Origin of the sequence: Aurantimonas coralicida DSM 14790 (assembly GCF_000421645.1) — a bacterium.
GTDB lineage: Bacteria > Pseudomonadota > Alphaproteobacteria > Rhizobiales > Rhizobiaceae > Aurantimonas > Aurantimonas coralicida.
Genome location: NZ_ATXK01000011.1, coordinates 122,071 through 141,462, shown reverse-complemented (window position 1 = coordinate 141,462; position 19,392 = coordinate 122,071). Strand labels below are relative to the sequence as shown.

The following is a 19,392-nucleotide window of genomic DNA, read 5'->3' as shown; positions in this document are numbered from 1 at the left end:
CGTTTCAAGCCTCGCGGGCGGCCAGCCGTTTTCTCAGAATGCTGCGGTCGTCGCCGTAGCCGTTCTGGTAGTGGCGGCTCATGGTGTCCTTGGCCTCCATCCACTGCTGGACGGGCTGGCGGTTGGCCATGGTCTCGGGCAGCTCCACCTCGTCGAAGCCGCAGGCCAGCGCATCGGCGAACTGGTCGGCGATGAGCGGGCCCGAAGCGCGCAGCGTGCCCTCGAAGCCGGCCCGGCGCAGGCGCTTGGCCAGCGAGAAGCCGCGGCCATCGGAGAAGGCCGGGAACTCGACCACGACCAGGTCCACGTCCGCCAGCAACGGCGCGATGTCCTCCACCGCGGCGTTGTTGGGTACCGACAGGCCGAAGCGGCGGCCGGCGAGATGGTCCTTGGCCGCCTCTGCCAGGGCCAGCGGCACGATCAGCGCGCCATCCGTGCCTAGGGCCTCGATGCTGTCGACGCGGCGATAATGGTCCGACGTCTCGCCGGTCTCGCGGATCAGGGTCATTCGGCTGCCTCCGTCGCGGCCTGGCGCGAAGCGATATAGGCGGTGAAGCCGGCCTTGAACGGCTCCAGCCCGGCGCGGCGCACGGTCTGGATGAACTCCTCGCCCTCCCGGCGCTCGCCGAGATAGACCTGCACGATGCTCTCGATCGCGCCCGGCACGTCCTCGGCGTCGATGCCGGGGCCGAGGCGCTCGCCAAGGGCGGCGTTCTCCGTGGCGTCGCCGCCGACGGTGATCTGGTAGTTCTCCTTGCCGGCCTTTTCGAGGCCGAGAATGCCGATGGCACCGACATGGTGGTGGCCGCAGGCATTGATGCAGCCGGAGATCTTGATCGGCAGCGGGCCGATGTCGCGCTGGCGGTCCTCGTCCTGGAACGTCCGGGCGATCTCCTGGGCGATCGGGATCGATTTCGCCGTCGCCAGCGCGCAATAGTCGAGGCCGGGGCAGGCGATGATGTCGGTGACGAGGCCGGCATTGGCCGTCGCCAGGCCCGCCGCCTTCAGCGCCGCATAGACCGCCGGCACCTCGTCCTTCTTCACATAGGGAAGGACGAGGTTCTGCGAATGGGTGACGCGCAGCTCCGACAGGGAATGGCGCTCGGCGATGTCGGCGAAGACGCGCATCTGCTCGGCCGACATGTCGCCCGGCACCTCGCCGATGGCCTTCAGCGAGATGGTCAGGGCGATGTAGCCAGGCTGCTTGTGGGCAAAGCCGTTCTGCGTGACGAAATGATCGAGGCCCGGATCGGCGCGGCGCGCGGCTTCCAGCGTCTCGGAGGTGTCGGGCAGGGTCTCGTAGGCCGGCGGCGCGAAATAGGCGGCGATGCGCGCGACCTCGTCCTCGGGCGCGTTGATCGTCGGCCCGTCGAGCTGGGCGTATTCGGCCTCGACCCGGCGGCGGAATTCCTCCTCGCCGGTCTCGTGGACAAGAATCTTCACCCGCGCCTTGAACTTGTTGTCGCGCCGGCCCTCGGAATTGTAGACCCGCATGATCGCCTCGAGATAGGCGAGCAGCTCGTCGCGCGGAATGAAGTCGCGAACGATCTTGCCGATCATCGGCGTGCGGCCGAGACCGCCGCCCACGACGACCTCGTAGCCGGGCTCGCCGTCCGGGCCGCGCTTCATCTTCAGCCCGACGTCGTGGACCATGATCGCGGCGCGGTCGTGCTCGGCGCCGGTGACGGCAATCTTGAACTTGCGCGGCAGCCAGGTGAATTCGGGATGCAGGCTCGACCACTGGCGGATCAGCTCGGCGGTCGGGCGCGGATCCTCCACCTCGTCGGCGGCGACGCCGGCGAACTGGTCGGCGGTGACGTTGCGGATGCAGTTGCCGGAGGTCTGGATGCAGTGCATCTCGACATCGGCGAGCATGTCGAGGATCGCCGGCACGTCCTTCAGCTTCGGCCAGTTGAACTGCAGGTTCTGACGCGTGGTGAAGTGGCCGTAGCCCTTGTCGTAGGTCTCGGCGATGTCGGCGAGCTGGCGCAGCTGCTTCGAGCTCAGCGTGCCGTAGGGCACGGCGATGCGCAGCATGTAGGCGTGGAGCTGGAGATAGAGGCCGTTCTTCAGCCGCAGCGGCTTGAACTCGTCTTCCGAGAGCGAGCCGTCCAGCCGCCGGGCCACCTGACCGCGGAACTGGGCCACGCGTTCGCGCACGAACTCCTCGTCGAACTCGTCATAGCGATACATGCTCGTGTCCTCTTCAAGCTCGTCTCGGCGCCGGTCCGGCCGGCTGCCATCCCCTGTCGCGCAGATGCGCGGCTCAGGCGGGCGTCTCGTATTCGGCCTGCTTGCCCATGTCCGGATGGATCGACGGACCCTTCTGGCGCATGGCGTCGCGAAAATGCCGGGCGACCGGCAGGCCGGACCCCTCGATGTCGACTGGAACGAGATAGGGGTCGACCACCATGTTGGCGGCGAGCGCCGCCTTGCCCTCGGCCTCCATGGCGTCGGCCGTCTCGGCGTCATAGGCGACGCGGGCCTTGGACGGGTCGAGCGTCCAGCCGCTGTCGGCGAGGAAGACGACGTCGCCTTCCAGAAGGTGATTGGCCATCACGATCGCCGGCAGCTTGTCGCCCCTGACCTTCGATCCGGCGCGGTGATCCTTCGCCATGTCGGTTGCTCCCTGCCATCGGCCCCATAAGGCCACGTCGCGTTGACCCTACATAGGCGTATTCGATCCTCGGATCGGCGGCGGGCATTGCCGAGCAGCGGCAAGGCGGGAAAGAATTTGCTGCCGGGGGCGTGCGGGGCGATAGAATCGTTCCAGACGCCCCGAAATGCTGCCGTTTCGCCGGGGCGGAGCCCTCAGATGGCCTCGCCCTGGAGGAGCCGCGGCGAGGCGCCGGAATGCAGGCCGGCGGCCTGGCCGATGAAGAAATCCTTCAGCCGCGGGGTGCGGTCGACCAGCGACAGGCCGAAGCTGCGCGCCGCGCGCAACAGGCCATTGTCGTTGGAAAACAGCCGGTTCAGGACGTCGGTGGTGATGCCCATCTGCACGGTGTCGAAGCGCCGCCAGCGCTGGTAGGTCTGCAAGGTGTCGAGGGCGCCGATGTCGAGCCCGAGGCGGGCGGCCTCGACGACGGTCTCGGCCAGCGCCGCGGCGTCCTTGAAGCCGAGATTGAGGCCCTGCCCGGCGATCGGGTGGATGCCGTGGGCCGCATCGCCGGCCAGCGCGATGCGCGGCCGCACGAAGTCGCGGGCGAGCGTCAGGCCGAGCGGAAAGGCGCGGCGGCCTCCTTCGACGGTCAGGGCGCCCAGCTTGTGGCCGAAGCGCTGCTCCAGCTCCAGTTCGAACATCATGTCGTCGGAGGCGACGAGGCGGTCGGCCTCGCGGGTCGGCTCGGTCCAGACCAGCGACGAACGGTTGCCCTTCAGCGGCAGGATGGCGAAGGGACCGGAGGGGAGGAAATGCTCCTCGGCGCGGCCGTGATGCGGACGCTCGTGGGCGACGGTCGCGACGATGCCGGACTGGCCGTAATCCCAGTGGACGGTGCCGATGCCGGCCATGTCGCGGATCGCCGAGCGCACGCCGTCGCAGGCGACGAGAAGTCGCGCCTCGATGGCGCCGCCGGAGGCGAGTTTGACGCGGATCGAGGCCGGCTTCTGGTCGATGCCGGACACCGCGGTGGCCGCGCGGATCTCGATGCCGAGCGCGTCGGCACGTTTGCGCAGGGCGCCGTTCAGGGCGACATTGGGCAGCATGTGAGCGAAGGGCTCGCCCGGTCGCGCCTCGCCGCCGAAGGTCAGGAAGACCGGCCGCACCGGATCGGAGGTGCGGGAATCGGTAACGATCATCTCGGTGATCGGCTGGGCCTCGTCGGCGACCTCCTGCCAGATGCCGAGCTGCTCCAGCATGCGGATGGCGGCGGCGGCCACGGCCGAGGCGCGGCCGTCGCGCTGCCAGACGCCCTCGGGTGCGGCGTCGACGAGGACGATCTTCAGAGACGGCGCGGCATCCGCGATCGCCACCGCCGTCGTCAGGCCGACATAGCCGGCGCCGGCGACCACGATGTCGGCGTGCTCGGGCTGGGAATCGGCAAGGGTGTCGTCGGACATGCAAGGCTCCTGATATCGCGCACGCGCGAGGGCGGCGGGGCAGATTCGGTCCGAAACCGGTTGACCATCTGCCGGTTTGTGGTGCAACGCCGGGTCAGGCGAACGGCGGCGATCTGTCCGCGTACCGGAGTGAATCTAGGATGACAGAGGCCGTTGAAAAGCTCCTCGAGACCCTCGACCTGGAGCGGATCGAGGAGAATCTCTTCCGTGGCACCAGTCCGGACCAGAGCTGGCAGCGGGTCTTTGGCGGCCAGGTGATCGCCCAGGCGCTGGTCGCCGCGCAGCGCACCGTGCCGGCCGACCGCTTCTGTCATTCGCTGCATTCCTACTTCATGCGTCCCGGCGACCCCGCCACCCCGATCATCTACGACGTCGACCGGATCCGTGACGGCGGCTCCTTCACCACCCGCCGGGTCGTCGCCATCCAGCACGGCCACGCGATCTTCTCGCTGTCGGCCTCTTTCCAGAAGGACGAGGAGGGGCTGGACCATCAGGCGACGATGCCGGACGTGCCGGGGCCGGACGAGGTGCCGCATGGCGAGGATCTGAACCAGACGATCCTGAAGCGGGCGCCCGAAGCGGTGCGGCGCTACTGGGAGCGGCCGCGGCCGATCGAGTTCCGGCCGATCTCCTTCGACCACTATCTGACGACCGACAAGCTGGAGCCGGTGCAGCGGGTCTGGGTGCGCTGCCCGGGCGAAATCGGCGACGACCGCGCACTGAATGCGGCGGTGCTGGCCTATCTATCGGACATGACGCTGCTCGACACCTCGCTCTTCGCCCACGGCCTGTCGGTGTTCGACAAGCGCATCCAGGCCGCCAGCCTCGACCACGCCATGTGGTTCCACCGGCCGGTGCGGGTCTCCGACTGGCTGCTCTACGCCCAGGACAGCCCGTCCTCCTCCGGCGCCCGCGGGCTGACCCGCGGCTCGCTCTATTCCGCCGACGGCGTCCTGACCGCCTCGGTCGCGCAGGAAGGGCTGATCCGGCCGCGCCGGGGCGCCTAGAAAACCATCACGACCGCCCGATCTGCACATAAAACATGCAGGTCGGTCTGATGCCGGGTGCCTGAAAAAGTGGCGCCCGAGGGCCCTGGCCAGAAAAATCGCTTGGTTGGCGGTTGTTCGGCCCGTTTGGCACGGACCTTGTTTTCCTCTGAGTCAGTCAACCGTCGGGCGCATGACGCTCCCGGCATTCGCTGGCTCAACTCGGCGGTGCTCCCAGCCGCCCAAGGTTCGAGGTGAACATGAAAATCGTGATGGCGATCATCAAGCCATTCAAGCTGGACGAGGTGCGCGAAGCACTGACCGGCATAGGCGTCCAGGGGCTGACGGTCACCGAGGTCAAGGGCTACGGGCGCCAGAAGGGCCACACCGAGATCTACCGCGGAACCGAATACGCGGTGAGCTTCCTGCCCAAGCTGAAAATCGAGGTCGCGGTCGCGGTCGATCTGGTCGACCGGACGGTGGAGGCGATCCAGACCGCCGCCAAGACCGGCCAGATCGGCGACGGCAAGATCTTCGTCTTCGGCATCGACCAGGCGGTCCGCATCCGGACCGGCGAAGTCGACGTCAACGCACTGTGAGAGGAAGCGACCGGACCATGAAGTTCACGAAACTCCTATTCGCCGCCGGCACGCTGACCGGCCTGGCGGCCACCGCCGCCTTCGCCCAGGACGCCGCGCCTGCTGCGGCCGAAGCTGCGGGCCAGGGCTCCGACGCTGCCGCGGCGGCCGTCGCCTATGCGACCGAGCCGAACGTCGCCTACATCTTCAACACCCTGCTGTTCCTCGTGGGCGGCTTCCTGGTGATGTGGATGGCGGCGGGCTTCGCCATGCTCGAGGCCGGCCTCGTGCGTTCCAAGAACGTGTCGATGCAGTGCCTGAAGAACATCGCGCTCTATTCCATCGCCGGCATCATGTACTGGATCGTCGGCTACAACCTCATGTACACCGGCGTCGACGGCGGCTATTTCGGCTCCTTCGGCACCTACAGCTTCGACGCTGTGGGCGGCAACAACCTCGCCACCGGCTATTCGACGGCCTCCGACTGGTTCTTCCAGATGGTCTTCGTGGCCACCGCCGCCTCGATCGTCTCGGGCACGCTGGCCGAGCGCATCAAGCTGTGGCCGTTCCTCGCCTTCACGGTCATCCTGACCGGCTTCATCTACCCGATCGCCGGTTCCTGGCAGTGGGGCGCCGGCTGGCTGTCGGTGATGGGCTTCTCCGACTTCGCCGGTTCCACCCTCGTCCATTCGGTCGGTGGCTGGGCTGCACTGGCGGGCGCGCTGCTTCTGGGCGCACGCAAGGGTCGCTTCACCGCTGACGGTCGCGGCGTCGCCATGCCGGGTTCGTCGATCCCGCTCGCCACGCTGGGCACGTTCATCCTGTGGCTCGGCTGGTTCGGCTTCAACGGTGCATCGCAGCTCGCCATGGGCACGATCAACGACGTGTCGGACGTGTCGCGCATCTTCGCCAACACCAACCTGGCCGCGGCCGGCGGCGTGGTCGCCACGCTGATCCTGCTGCAGGTCATCTACAAGCGGGTCGACGTGACCATGGTGCTGAACGGCGCCCTGGCGGGTCTCGTCTCGATCACGGCGGAGCCGCTGCAGCCGTCGCCCCTGTCGGCGATCCTGATCGGTGCCGTCGGTGGCGTGATCGTGGTCTTCGCGGTGCCGCTGCTGGACAAGCTGAAGATCGACGACGTGGTCGGTGCGATCCCGGTCCATCTGCTTGCCGGTATCTGGGGTACGATGGCTGTGCCGCTGACCAATGCGGAGACGAGCTTCAGCGTGCAGCTGATCGGCGTTCTCGCCTACGGTGTCTTCACCTTCGTCGTCAGCCTGGTGGTCTGGGCGATCCTGAAGGCGGTGATGGGCATCCGGGTCAGCGAGGAGGAAGAGGCGCTTGGCCTCGATCGAACCGAGGTGGGCGTGGAAGCCTATCCGGAGTTCTCGGTCGGCCGCGCCTGATCCGATCCTGCCGAACGATGCGAGAAGGGGGCCCTTGTGGCCCCCTTTTCACGTTCGGGGCGCCGATGCCAAACACGTGACCGGTATGCCTAACAAAGCGTCACTCTGGGCGCGAAACAGGCAGATTGCGCAGCCCTGGCGGCGGATATGGCGTCAGATCGGCCAGTTTTAAGGCGCTGCGCGCTGCTTCGGGGATATGGCACGGCTTTTGATTGTCTGCCCGCGGGAGCGCCGCGACGCTTCCTCTCCGGCCCCTTCAGGGGCGCACTGGAAAGAAGAGCGACATGGTCACCACTTCCCGTCTGAAACGCCATCTGCCGGCTCTCGCCGCAGGCCTCGGCCTTGCCGCGGCGCTTGCCTGTCCGGCGCTGGCCCAGGAGGCCGCGGTGGCTGATGCGGCTGCGGCGGCAGCGCCCGTCGTCGAGAAGGGCGACGTCGCCTGGATGATGACCGCGACGCTGCTCGTCCTGTTCATGACACTGCCGGGCCTGGCGCTGTTCTATGGCGGGCTGGTGCGGGCCAAGAACATGCTGTCGGTGCTCATGCAGTGCACCGTCATCGCCGGCGTCGTGATGATCATCTGGGTGGTCTACGGCTACTCCATGGCGTTCGGCGGCGGCACCAGCCCTTACTGGGGCGGCTTCGGCAAGCTGTTCCTTGCCGGCGTGACCGTCGATTCCACCGCGGCCACCTTCACCGACGGGGTCGCGCTGCCGGAATATCTGTTCATCGCCTTCCAGATGACCTTCGCGGTCATCACGCCCGCCCTGATCGTCGGCGCCTTCGCCGAGCGCATCAAGTTCTCGGCGGTGATGCTGTTCACCGTGCTCTGGGTGACGCTGGTCTATTTCCCGATCGCCCACATGGTGTGGGACGGCTCGGGCCTGATCTTCAACTGGGGCGCGCTCGATTTCGCCGGCGGTACCGTCGTCCACATCAATGCCGGCATCGCGGCGCTGGTGGGCTGCCTGTTCGTCGGCAAGCGCGCCGGCTTCGGCCGCGACATGATGGCCCCGCACTCGATGACGCTGACCATGGTCGGCGCTTCGATCCTGTGGGTCGGCTGGTTCGGCTTCAACGCCGGCTCGAATCTCGAGGCGACCGGCGGCGCGGTGCTGGCCATGCTGAACACCTTCACCGCCACGGCCGGCGCGCTGGTCGCCTGGTGCGTGATCGAGACGATGATGCGCGGCAAGGCCTCGATGCTGGGCGCAGCCTCCGGCATCGTCGCCGGCCTCGTCGCGGTGACCCCGGCCTGTGGCACGGTCGGGCCGGTCGGAGCGATCGTGCTCGGCGCGATCTCCAGCGGCATCTGCTACTTCTTCGTCGATGTCGTGAAGAACAAGTTCGGCTATGACGACAGCCTCGACGTCTTCGGCATCCACGGCGTCGGCGGCATCGTCGGGGCGATCGGCACCGGCATCTTCACCGCGCCCTGGCTGGGCGGCACGGGCGATGCGGACTTCTCCATCGCCGGGCAGACCATGATCCAGATCTGGGCCGTCCTCGTCACCATCGTGTGGTGCGGCGTCATCTCGGCGATCCTGTTCAAGCTCGTCGACATGGCCGTGGGGCTGCGGCCGACCGCCGAGGCCGAGCGCCAGGGCCTCGATCTCGCCTATCACGGCGAGGTCGCCTACCACTCCTAAGCCATCCTCCCAAGGCTGACTCGACGGGGACGAGCGCAAGCCCGTCCCCGTTGGCGTTTGCAAGGGGAGGCGGCCGGCGCCGCCCTCAAAGAAGCTCGCGGTATTCGGGATGGCGGCGGAACTGCGCCTGAACGTAGGAGCATTGCGGCACCACGGTCACGCCGGCGCCGCGGGCCCAGTCGACCGCCGCGGCCAGAAGTTTCGCGGCGATGCCCTGGCCGCGTTCGCTGGCCGGCACATAGGTGTGTTCGAAGATCGCCGTCGTCTCGCCGGCCATCGTGTAGGTCAGCTCCGACTTGCCGCCCGGCGTCGAAAAGCGGCCCTTGCCGCCGTGATTCTCGTGGCGAATGTCCATGCCTTTGCTCCATCTGTCACTGTCGGCCGCGACATGGGAGGCAAGGCTGGCCGTGGCAAGCCGGAGGCGGTTCCGGCGGGCTTTGCCGCAGCCGCCGCAACTTCCTCTTAAGCTTAAACGGGTCTTAACCAGCCGCGCCTACTCTCCGCGCAAGCAGTGGACCCGCCGCTTCGGGCCGGTCCGCGACGACGAGACAGGCAGGACACGATGGCATCGACGGCGAGTGGCGACAGCCAAACTTCCTTCATCCGGCGGCAGGGCGAACTCTGCGGTGCGGCAGGTCTGATCGGCCTGGCGGCCTATCTGGGCGTCGCCTGCGCCACCTGGACGGTCAGTGATCCGTCGCTGAGCCAGTCGAACCAGAACATGGTCGAGAACTGGGCCGGTCCGGCCGGTGCCGTGGTCGCCGATCTCGCCATGCAGATCTTCGGCCTGGGCGCGGCGCTACTCGTCGCGCTGCCGGCGATCTGGGGCCTTCTGTTCCTGTCCGGTCTGTCCGTCGATCATATCTGGCGCCGCGCCTGGTACGCGCTGGCCGGCATCGTTCTCGCCTCGGCGGCCCTCGGCTGCCTGCCGGCCCCGGCCGGTTGGCCGCTGCCGATCGGGCTTGGGGGCGTGGCCGGCGACATCGTGCTGAAATTCCCGGCGCTGGCCACCGGCGCCTATCCGAGCGGCTTTCTCGGCTTCGTCTTCGCGGTGATGATCGCCGCGCCGGCCGGCTGGCTGTTCCTCAACGGCGCCGGTCTGATCGATCGCAACCGCGCCAGGCCCGTGGCGGACACTCGCCGCCGTCCCGTCGAGGATGAGGACGAGGAGGCCGGCGAAAGCCGCGTGGCGCTGGCCATCGGCGCTTTGGCCCATACCGCCTATTCGGTCCGCTCTTCGGTGCAGCGTCACCTCGAAGCCCGGCGCGCCGCGCGCGAGCCGGCGGAATTCGGCGATCGCTTCGACGACTGGCAGGACGACGATTTCGCGACGCCGCAGGCCGCGCAGCAGCCGCAGATGCAGAGCGGGCGCGAGATCCGCGTCGCGGCGCAGGTCGAGACCGGCGCCGGATATCACGACCCGATGGCGGATTATCCCGAGGATGACGGCATGACCGATGCCGGCAACTGGCAGGATGACGTGCCCTATGGCGACGAGCCGGCGGCCTATGACGGCAGCTTCGACGAGGCGCAGCCGGCCCTCGGCGACGATGCCATGGTAGTCGGCCCCGCCGACCGCGTGTCGCCCAACGCCGCACCGATTCCCGAGGAGAACGGCGGCTGGCGCGGGCTTCTGGCCGGCAACATCGTCGCCTTCCCGGGCCGCAAGGCGCCGGCCGCCGAAGCGCCGCGCAGCGAGCCACGCGGCCGTGCCGAAGGGCAGGGCGCACCCGCCCGGCCGCCGCAGCGCGCCGCAGCCCCGCAGCCCGATGCCGGCGTGCGCGTCGTGCCGCAGGCCACCGTCACCGCCGAACAGCAGCGCCTGCGCACCGGCTCCGGCCGCGCCACGGCCCTGAAGCCGGTCACCACGGTCGCCGACCCGGTGCGCTTCGAGCTGCCGTCGATCGAATTCCTGACGCCGCCCAAGCCGCGCAGCCGCGACAGCTCGCTGTCGCCCGAGGCGCTGCAGGAGAATGCCCGCCTGCTCGAAGGCGTGCTGGAGGATTTCGGCGTCAAGGGCGAGATCATCGAGGTCCGTCCGGGCCCGGTCGTCACCCTCTACGAACTGGAGCCGGCACCCGGCATCAAGTCGTCGCGCGTCATCGGCCTGTCGGACGACATCGCCCGCTCGATGAGCGCCATCGCCGCCCGCGTCGCGGTCATTCCCGGCAAGAACGCCATCGGCATCGAGCTGCCGAACCAGCGTCGCGACACGGTCTATTTCCGCGAGATGATCGGCTCCGACGCGTTCATCCAGAACAAGGCCAAGCTGCCGCTGGCGCTGGGCAAGACCATCGGCGGCGAGCCGGTGATCGCCGACCTCGCCAAGATGCCGCATCTGCTGGTGGCCGGTACCACCGGCTCGGGCAAGTCGGTGTCGATCAACACCATGATCCTGTCGCTGCTCTACCGGATGACCCCGGCCGAGTGCCGCCTGATCATGATCGACCCGAAGATGCTGGAACTGTCGATCTATGACGGCATCCCGCATCTCTTGGCCCCGGTGGTCACCGACCCCAAGAAGGCGGTCGTCGCGCTGAAGTGGACCGTCCGCGAGATGGAGGACCGCTATCGCAAGATGTCCAAGGTCGGCGTGCGCAACATCGACGGCTTCAATGCCCGGGTGAAGGCCGCCATGGAGAAGGGCGAGACGATCTCGCGCACGGTCCAGACCGGCTTCGACCGCGAGACCGGCGAGCCGATCTTCGAGACCGAGGAATTCGACCTGTCGCCGCTGCCCTACATCGTCGTCATCATCGACGAGATGGCCGACCTGATGATGGTCGCGGGCAAGGACATCGAGGGCACGGTGCAGCGCCTGGCGCAGATGGCCCGCGCCGCCGGCATCCACGTCATCATGGCGACCCAGCGCCCGTCGGTCGACGTCATCACCGGTACGATCAAGGCCAACTTCCCGACCCGTATCTCCTTCCAGGTGACCTCGAAGATCGACTCGCGCACCATTCTGCAGGAGCAGGGCGCCGAGCAGCTCCTGGGCATGGGCGACATGCTGTTCATGGCCGGCGGCGGCCGCACCCAGCGCGTCCACGGCCCGTTCGTCGACGACGCCGAGGTGGAGGACATCGTCAATCACCTGAAGAGCCAGGGCGTGCCGGACTATCTCGACTCGATCCTCGAGGAGGACGAGGAAGATGGCGGCGACAGCGGCTCCGGCGGCGGTTCGGGCGGCGGCGAGCCGGACGAGGGCGCCGACCTCTACGACCAGGCGGTGGCGATCGTCCTGCGCGACGGCAAGGCCTCTACCTCCTACGTCCAGCGGCGGCTGTCGATCGGCTACAACCGCGCCGCCTCGATCATCGAGCGGATGGAGCGCGAGGGCGTCGTCGGCGCGGCCAACCACGCCGGCAAGCGCGAGATCCTGGTGCCGACCGAAGACGACCGCATGTGATCGCCGGAGGGCGCGCGAAACAAGGCCAGTGCGCCGCACGCGCGCCCCATTGCTCCCCCAGACTGACGTCCAAGGAAGGGCCCCCCGCGCCGAAACGGCTCCGGGGCCCTATATCCCCCGCATGAGACGAAGGGCGGACTTCGGAACAAGGGAAGTATCCATCACCATGGCCAAGACATTCGACATTATCTCCCGCTTCGCCACGACCCGCGCCCTGGCTGCGACGCTTGCCGTCGCCGCGGTCTGCGGTCCGATGGCGGCCGGTCCTGCCGCGGCGCAGGCCGGCGCCCAGCAGATCGCCGATCATTTCGCCGGCATCCCCTCGATGCACGGCGATTTCGTGCAGTTCGATCCGAACGGCCGGCAGACCGAGGGCAAGTTCTATATCGAGAAGCCCGGCAAGGTGCGCTTCGACTACACCCAGCAGCCGCTACGGGTGATCGCCGACGGCTCCACCGTGGCGATCAACAACAAGAAGCTGAACACCTGGGACACCTATCCGCTGTCGAAGACGCCGCTTAAGCTGCTGCTCGACCGGCGGATCGACCTCTCCCAGGCGAATATCCAGAGCGTCAAGGAAGAGCCGGACCTGACGACGATCGTCATGGGCGACAGCTCGATCTTCGGCAATTCGCGGATCACGCTGATGTTCGATCCGAAGAGCTACGAACTCAAGCAGTGGACGATCCGCGACCAGCAGGGCAAGGACACCACGGTGATGATCTACAACGTCAAGCATGGCGGGGACATCGCCGAATCGACGTTCAAGATCCCCTATACCGCGATCGCCCAGGGCCAGACCGGCAACTGACGCGGCCCGCGTCGCGGGGCTGGCAAGCCTAGCCCTGCGGCGCTTCGCCGGTTCACGCTTCGGCGGCCGCGGGCACGATCCCGCGGCGCCAAGACCGGCATCGCCCTGCGTATCGCAGCGCAATATCTTGCTCGAAACAGGTTTTTCATGGTTACCCGGTGTTAATCAAAAGATTAACGCAAGACGGGTGGCCTGAAACGATCCGTCCTCCGACTGGATTAACCGCTCGACGACTGCTGTTCGGCAGTCACGAGAAAAGGAGGCAGTCATGAGTGCAGCAAACCCTCGGATCATCCTTTCTACTCTTCTTGTCGGATCGGCGCTTGCGGTGGCGTCGCCCGCACTGGCGCAGATTGGCGCGGGCGTCGGCGCCTCCGTCGGCGGGGTCAGTGCCGGCGTGGGCGCGTCGGTCGGTGGCGGCGGCGGCATCAGTGCCGGGGCTGGCGCCTCGGCCGGAGGCCATGACGGCGGCGGTGTCGGCGCGGGCGCCGGCGCATCGGTTGGCGGAGGCAATGGCGTCAACGCTGGTGCGGGGGCCTCGGTCGGTGGCAGCAGCGGCGTCAACGCGGGGGCCGGTGCATCCATCGGTGGCGGCAATGGCGTGAACGCCGGTGTCGGGGCCTCGGTTGGCGGCGGCAGCGGCGCCGATGCGGGCGTGTCTGTCGCCCTTGGCGGCCAGAACGGCATCGACACGAACGGCCGCGTCTCCCTTGGCGGCACGGCGCAGCAGCCGGGCGGCACCGCCGTGCCCGCGCCGACCGGCCCGCAGATCCCCAATCCGGGCGCCGCGCAGGGCTTCGACGGAGACGAGGCGCGCTATCATGCGGCCTTCGAGGGCATGTCGCGGTCGGAGCAGACGGCGATGGTGCGCCGCTGCGCCGGCATCATGGCCGATCCGAACGCCTTCGACCGCGGTCTCGTGGCGCTCTGCAAGGTCGTGCAGCAGGTCCGCTGATCGGCCTTCGGCTGGAGTGGGGCCGCGGCACGGCGGCAGGACTGTGCCGGCCTTCGGCTTCTTCGCCATACCGTACCGGACCGGCGCCGCCTCGTGCGGCGCCGGTTGCATGAGCGGGCAAGACTTGAACGGTGCCGGCAGGCCGCCTAAGCGGGGGCCCCATCGTGTTTTCGCCGGAACTGCCCATGCCCTTCACCATCGCGACCTGGAACATCAATTCGGTGCGCCTGCGCATGCCCCTGGTGCAGCGGCTCCTGGAAGAGCGGCAGCCGGACATCCTGTGCCTGCAGGAGACCAAGTGCCCGAACGACCAGTTTCCGGAAAAGGCCTTCAAGGCGCTCGGCTACGAGCACATCGCGATCCATGGCCAGAAGGGCTATCACGGCGTCGCCACGGTCTCGAAGCAGCCCTTCGACGACATCGTGCGCCAGGATTTCTGCCAGATCGGCGATGCGCGCCATCTGTCGACGCGGCTGAGCATCGGCGGGCGGCGGCTGCGGGTGCACAATTTCTATGTGCCGGCGGGGGGTGACGAGCCGAATCCGGAGGTCAACGTCAAGTTCAAGCACAAGCTCGACTTCATCGAGGAGATGCGGCTGATCAGCGCCGAGGCCGAGCCGGGCGTCTCCTCGCTGCTCGTCGGCGATCTCAACATCGCCCCCTTCGAGACCGACGTCTGGTCGCACAAGCAGCTTCTGAAGGTGGTCTCGCATACGCCGATCGAATGCGAGGGGCTGCTGAGGGCGCAGGCCGACGGGCGCTGGACCGACCTGATGCGCCATCACGTGCCGATGGACGAGCAGCTCTTCACCTGGTGGAGCTACCGTTCCAAGGACTGGGCGGCGTCCAATCGCGGCCGACGCCTCGACCATATCTGGGGATCGCAGGACCTCGCGCCGGCCCTGACCACGATCGACGTGATGAGCGCCGCACGCAGCTGGGAGCGGCCCTCCGACCACGTGCCGGTGCTGGCGAGCTTCAACATCGATTAAGTTAGGGAACGGGCGCCCCTTGCGGGCGCGGCCCTGGGTTCAACTCGTGAAGCGGTGTTCCATGGCGAGGATGTCGCCGGTCATCTCGGCCAACCGGGCCTTCAGCTTGGCGTGAAGACCGGCGGCGTAGTCGGGATATTCTTCCAGCATGCGCCGGAACAGCGGCCGGGTGATGCGGATCAGCTCGCAGTCGGTCAGCGTGCGGGCGCTTGTCGGGCGACGGGTCTCGGTGATCAGGGCCATTTCGCCCAGAAGCGTGCCGGGGCCGTAGGTGCCGACGACGATCTGGCGCTCCGGCCGGCCGCGCAGCAGCGCGATCTCGCCCGACACGATGACCAGACCGGCATCGGAGCGGGCATCCTCGCGGAACACGAACTCGTCGCGGTGCAGCCGCCGGCGCTCGGCGCCAAAGGCCAGCAGCCGCAACTGGTCGGCATGCAGATCCTCGAACAGGGGCACGTTGCGCAGGACGGCGATGTCGCTTTCGAGACTCATCTGGTCGGCGCACCGATCTCCTGCCGGGTTCGCGGCGGCCCGTTGACCAGCACCGTCGCAGCTCTGGCTGCCCGTCGTTTCGTTGCCCGGCGCAGCCGGACCTGTTTCCCCGCCAAGGGAGCGTTAGCGAATGGTTATACGGGAGCGGCGAATTGATGGAAACTCACGACCTGCCGCTTCCGACCGGCAGGCAGCGCTCATCCGCAGCTTTCCGGGGCGGCCAGCATCAGGGGACGAGCTTGTAGCCGCCGGATTCGGTGATCAGGATCCGCGCACTGGACGGGTCCGCCTCGATCTTCTGGCGCAGCCGGTAGACATGGGTCTCCAGCGTGTGGGTGGTGACGCCGGAATTGTAGCCCCAGACCTCCTCCAGCAGCACGTCGCGGGTGATCACCCGGCGGTCGGCGCGGTAGAGATAGCGGATGATCGCCGTCTCCTTCTCGGTCAGGCGGATCTTGCCGCCCTTGTCGTCGAGAAGCACCTTCTGGCTGGGCTTGAAGATGTAGGGGCCGACCTGGAAGGTGGCGTCCTCGCTGTTCTCGTGCTGGCGCAGCTGGGCGCGGATGCGGGCCAGCAGCACGGCAAAGCGGAACGGCTTGGTGACGTAGTCGTTCGCCCCCGCCTCGAGGCCGAGAATGGTGTCGGCGTCGGTGTCCTGGCCGGTCAGGATGATGATCGGCGCCTTGAACCCGGTCTTGCGCAGGACCTTCACCGCCTCGCGGCCGTCCATGTCGGGCAGGCCGACATCCATCACCACGAGGTCGATCAGCCCGGCCCGCGCGGCATTGATGCCCTTGGTCGCGTCGGGCTCCTGCAGGACCGTGAACTCCTCGTGGAGGGAGAGCTGGTCGGCCAGGGTCTGCCGAAGATCGGTGTCGTCATCGACGATGAGAATGCTGCGTACGCTCATGCGATATCGTCGCCCGGTTTTCTCTGCCGTCGCGCCGACGGAGCGGCTCGCGGCTGTAACAATTCGTGATAGACATAGGCGGTTTTCCCGCCGTGTCATGGTCCAGTTGCGAATGATTCCAAAAAAACCGGTGCTGATGGTCCGGCGCGCGCCCGGCAATCCCCGTCGCGGCATCCTGTGTGCCGGGCCTTTGCGCCTGCCCTGCGCGCTCGGCCGGTCGGGCACGACGATCTTCAAGCGCGAAGGCGACGGCGCGACGCCGGTCGCCGCGATGGACGTGCTGTCGGCCTGGCACCGGCCGGGCCGGATGGCGCGCCCGGCCGCGCCGTTGCCGATCCGGCGGATCCGGGCCGATGTGGACGGATGGTGCGACGCGCCCAACCACGCGGCCTACAATCGCCATGTCCGGCTGCCGTTTCCGGCGAGTGCCGAGCGAATGGCGCGTGCCGACCGCCTCTACAATTTCGTCGTGGTGCTCGACTGGAACATCCGGCAGCGCGGCCGGGGCCGCGGCAGCGCGATCTTCCTGCATGTCGCCAAGCCCGGCTATCCACCGACGCAGGGCTGCGTCGCGGTGGCGCCGGCCGACATGCTGCGGCTGGCGCCGTATCTGAGGCGCGGCGCAAGGCTGGTGGTGCAGCGCTGACGCGCGGCGTTCTTCAGCGGCCCGACAATTCGTCACATGCAACCGCGTGCGAGCCTGCGGAGTTGACCCGTCAGGCTTACGGTTTGCCGGGAGTGGCTCCTGAGCTCTCCTGACAGGTTGCATGGAGACGGACATGGAACGCAGCGAAAACACCGACAATCCGACCATCGAACAATATGACCAGCCGACCGGCGGCTGGGGCTCGGTCAAGTCGCTCCTGTCCCACGCCAAGGACGAGGGCATGCTGGCGTCCACCCTGTGGGCGACCCTGCAGAAGCAGAACAAGGCCGACGGCTATCAATGCGTCTCGTGCTCCTGGGCCAAGCCCGCCGAGCCGCATACCTTCGAATATTGCGAGAACGGCGCCAAGGCGACGATCTGGGAAACGACGCCGAAGCGTTGCGACCGCGAGTTCTTCGCGAAGCATACGGTGAGCGAGCTTCTGGAGTGGACGGACCACGATCTGGAGAAGCAGGGCCGGCTGACGACCCCGATGCGCTACGACCGCACGCTCGACCAGTATGTGCCGGTGAAGTGGGAGGACGCCTTCCGTGAGATCGCCGCCGAGCTCAACGCCATCGATCCGAAATCGGCGGTGTTCTACGTCTCGGGCCGCGCCGCGCTCGAGACCTCGCATATGTGGCAGCTGATGGCGCGGATCTACGGGTCCAACAACCTGCCCGACTCCTCCAACATGTGCCACGAATCCACGTCGGTCGGCCTGCCGGAATCGATCGGCTCGCCGGTGGGCACGGTCACGCTGGACGATTTCGACCAGTGCGACATGATGTTCTTCTTCGGCCACAACACCGGCACCAATGCGCCGCGGCTGCTGCACTGGGTGCAGGAGGCGCGCAAGCGCGGGGCGCCGGTGATCACCTTCAATCCGGTGCTGGAGCGCGGCCTGATGCGCTTCAAGAACCCGCAATCGCCGACGGAGATGTTGTCCCCCGACGAGGGGACGAAGATGTCGAGCGACTATTACCAGGTGCGCGGCGGCGGCGACATCGCGGCCATGACCGGCATCGCCAAGGCGGTCTTCGCCCTCGACGATGCGGCCCGGGAGACCGGCCGGTCGCGAGTGCTCGACGTCGATTTCATCGAGACGCATTGCCACGGCTTCGACGAGTTCGAGCGCTTCGTGCGGCAGGCGGACTGGGACGAGATCGTGCGCTGCTCCGGCCTGCCGCGGGACGAGCTGGAGCATGTCGGCCGGGTCTATGCGAAGGCCGAGAAGGTCATCGGCAATTACGGCATGGGCCTCACCCAGCACCGGCACGGCATCGAGAACGTGCAGATGCTGGTCAACCTCCTCCTGATGCGCGGCATGATGGGCAAGCCGGGCGCCGGCATCTCGCCGATCCGCGGCCATTCCAACGTGCAGGGCCAGCGCACCGTCGGCATCACCGAGAAGCTGAAGCTGATCCCGGTGGAAAAGTTCGAGGAGTTCTACGGCTTCACGGTTCCCAAGGAAGACGGTCTCGACACGATCGGAACCTGCGAGGGCATTCTCGACGGATCGGTGAAGGCCTTCGTGGCGCTGGGCGGCAATTTCTCCCGCGCCATTCCCGACACGGCCCGCATGGAGGATGCCTGGCGGCGTATGCGCCTCAATGTCCAGATCTCCACAAAGCTGAACCGCAACCACCTGCTGACGGCGGAGATCAACTACATCCTGCCCTGCATCGGCCGCATCGAGCGCGACACGCAGGCGAGCGGGCCGCAGACGGTTTCCATGGAGGATTCGACCGCCTGCATCCATGCCTCCTTCGGCCACCGCGAGCCGGCGTCGCGCGAGCTCCTGTCGGAGCCCAAGATCGTCGCCGAACTCGCCAAGGCGCTGGTGCCGGGCAAATCGACCGTGCCGTGGGATGAATGGGTCGGCGACTACGCCAAGGTCCGCGACGCGATCGAGCGGGCCTATCCGACCGATTTCCGCGACTTCAACAAGCGCATGGGCACGCCCGGCGGGTTCCATCGCGACATCGGCGCCTCCTATCGCGAATGGCGCACGGAATCCGGCAAGGCGAATTTCCTCACCCCGGACACCTTCGACGTCGACCCGGACATCGACACGACCAGCGCCGATGTCCTGAAGCTGATCACCCTGCGCTCGAACGATCAGTTCAACACGACGATCTACGGCTATGACGACCGTCTGCGCGGGGTGTTCGGCACCCGCATGGTCATCCTGATGAACGAGGAGGACATGCAGCGGCTGGGTCTTCGGAACGACGACCGCGTCGATGTCCAGACCCATACCGACGACGGGATCGTCCGCAAGGTCGAGGATTACCGGGTCCATGCCTGGGCGATGCCGAAGGGCAATTGCGGCGGCTATTACCCGGAACTCAACGCCCTGCTGCCGCTCTGGCACCATTCCAGGCGGGCCCATGTGCCGGCCGCCAAGTCGATCCCGGTGCGGCTGACCAAGCGGGGCCGGCAGGCCGCGGCCTGAGCCGGGTCCCGGTCTTCCGCCGCTGACGGCCC

General features: G+C 67.5%; 17 protein-coding genes. 10 read left to right on the top strand and 7 right to left on the bottom strand.

The features are described from left to right. Positions 1-4 precede the first annotated feature (4 nt). The 4 genes from H536_RS0118925 to H536_RS0118910 form a co-directional block, all read right to left on the bottom strand. Complete coding sequence (locus tag H536_RS0118925) at positions 5-508, bottom strand: DUF934 domain-containing protein (RefSeq protein ID WP_024351942.1); 504 nt, start codon at positions 506-508, stop codon at positions 5-7. Continuing rightward, on the bottom strand, positions 505-2,193 hold the full coding sequence (locus tag H536_RS0118920) for a nitrite/sulfite reductase (protein ID WP_024351941.1): 1,689 nt from the start codon (positions 2,191-2,193) through the stop codon (positions 505-507). The genes H536_RS0118925 and H536_RS0118920 overlap by 4 nt, the downstream gene beginning before the upstream one ends. A gap of 73 nt (positions 2,194-2,266) precedes the next feature. Beyond that, the gene (locus tag H536_RS0118915; RefSeq protein ID WP_024351940.1) at positions 2,267-2,617 is read right to left on the bottom strand and encodes a DUF2849 domain-containing protein; all 351 of its coding nucleotides are present in this window, start codon (positions 2,615-2,617) and stop codon (positions 2,267-2,269) included. Between the two features lie 194 nt (positions 2,618-2,811). After that, a complete protein-coding gene (locus H536_RS0118910; protein WP_024351939.1) occupies positions 2,812-4,062 on the bottom strand; it encodes a ubiquinone biosynthesis hydroxylase in 1,251 nt (416 codons plus the stop codon). A 140-nt stretch (positions 4,063-4,202) separates the two neighbouring features. Between H536_RS0118910 and tesB the strand changes: the two genes are divergently transcribed. The 4 genes from tesB (at position 4,203) to H536_RS0118890 (ending at position 8,684) form a co-directional block, all read left to right on the top strand. Beyond that, positions 4,203-5,069: an acyl-CoA thioesterase II gene (tesB, locus tag H536_RS0118905; RefSeq protein ID WP_024351938.1), complete on the top strand. Its 867-nt coding sequence runs from the start codon at positions 4,203-4,205 to the stop codon at positions 5,067-5,069. A gap of 239 nt (positions 5,070-5,308) precedes the next feature. Beyond that, on the top strand, positions 5,309-5,647 hold the full coding sequence (locus H536_RS0118900; RefSeq protein WP_029703667.1) for a P-II family nitrogen regulator: 339 nt from the start codon (positions 5,309-5,311) through the stop codon (positions 5,645-5,647). A gap of 17 nt (positions 5,648-5,664) precedes the next feature. After that, on the top strand, positions 5,665-7,035 hold the full coding sequence (locus H536_RS0118895) for an ammonium transporter (protein WP_024351937.1): 1,371 nt from the start codon (positions 5,665-5,667) through the stop codon (positions 7,033-7,035). 284 nt (positions 7,036-7,319) lie between these two features. Then, positions 7,320-8,684, top strand: coding sequence for an ammonium transporter (locus H536_RS0118890; RefSeq protein WP_024351936.1), 1,365 nt, complete (start codon positions 7,320-7,322; stop codon positions 8,682-8,684). An 85-nt stretch (positions 8,685-8,769) separates the two neighbouring features. Here H536_RS0118890 and H536_RS0118885 read toward each other — a convergent pair whose 3' ends face one another. Next, entirely contained in the window at positions 8,770-9,039 is a 270-nt protein-coding gene (locus H536_RS0118885) for a GNAT family N-acetyltransferase (RefSeq protein WP_024351935.1), read from the bottom strand. Between the two features lie 207 nt (positions 9,040-9,246). On the opposite strand from H536_RS0118885, the gene H536_RS0118880 reads away from it, so the two are divergent. The 4 genes from H536_RS0118880 to H536_RS0118865 all read left to right on the top strand — a co-directional run bounded on the left by H536_RS0118880 (position 9,247) and on the right by H536_RS0118865 (position 14,851). Further along, entirely contained in the window at positions 9,247-12,093 is a 2,847-nt protein-coding gene (locus H536_RS0118880; protein ID WP_024351934.1) for a DNA translocase FtsK, read from the top strand. A gap of 166 nt (positions 12,094-12,259) precedes the next feature. Beyond that, complete coding sequence (locus tag H536_RS0118875) at positions 12,260-12,904, top strand: outer-membrane lipoprotein carrier protein LolA (RefSeq protein ID WP_024351933.1); 645 nt, start codon at positions 12,260-12,262, stop codon at positions 12,902-12,904. A 268-nt stretch (positions 12,905-13,172) separates the two neighbouring features. Beyond that, positions 13,173-13,859, top strand: a complete 687-nt coding sequence (locus H536_RS0118870) for a hypothetical protein (protein WP_024351932.1) — start codon at positions 13,173-13,175, stop codon at positions 13,857-13,859. A gap of 185 nt (positions 13,860-14,044) precedes the next feature. Continuing rightward, on the top strand, positions 14,045-14,851 hold the full coding sequence (locus tag H536_RS0118865; protein WP_024351931.1) for an exodeoxyribonuclease III: 807 nt from the start codon (positions 14,045-14,047) through the stop codon (positions 14,849-14,851). A gap of 39 nt (positions 14,852-14,890) precedes the next feature. Here the strand turns inward: H536_RS0118865 and H536_RS0118860 are convergent, their stop codons facing one another. Together H536_RS0118860 and H536_RS0118855 are read right to left on the bottom strand one after the other, a co-directional pair. Next, positions 14,891-15,346 carry a cyclic nucleotide-binding domain-containing protein gene (locus H536_RS0118860; protein WP_024351930.1) on the bottom strand — a complete coding sequence of 152 codons (456 nt, stop codon included), beginning with the start codon at positions 15,344-15,346 and terminating at the stop codon, positions 14,891-14,893. Positions 15,347-15,572: 226 nt separating this feature from the next. Beyond that, entirely contained in the window at positions 15,573-16,256 is a 684-nt protein-coding gene (locus H536_RS0118855) for a response regulator transcription factor (protein WP_009211447.1), read from the bottom strand. A 112-nt stretch (positions 16,257-16,368) separates the two neighbouring features. Between H536_RS0118855 and H536_RS0118850 the strand changes: the two genes are divergently transcribed. Together H536_RS0118850 and H536_RS0118845 are read left to right on the top strand one after the other, a co-directional pair. Beyond that, positions 16,369-16,902 carry a L,D-transpeptidase family protein gene (locus tag H536_RS0118850; protein WP_024351929.1) on the top strand — a complete coding sequence of 178 codons (534 nt, stop codon included), beginning with the start codon at positions 16,369-16,371 and terminating at the stop codon, positions 16,900-16,902. 133 nt (positions 16,903-17,035) lie between these two features. Then, positions 17,036-19,360: an FdhF/YdeP family oxidoreductase gene (locus H536_RS0118845; protein WP_024351928.1), complete on the top strand. Its 2,325-nt coding sequence runs from the start codon at positions 17,036-17,038 to the stop codon at positions 19,358-19,360. Positions 19,361-19,392 lie beyond the last annotated feature (32 nt).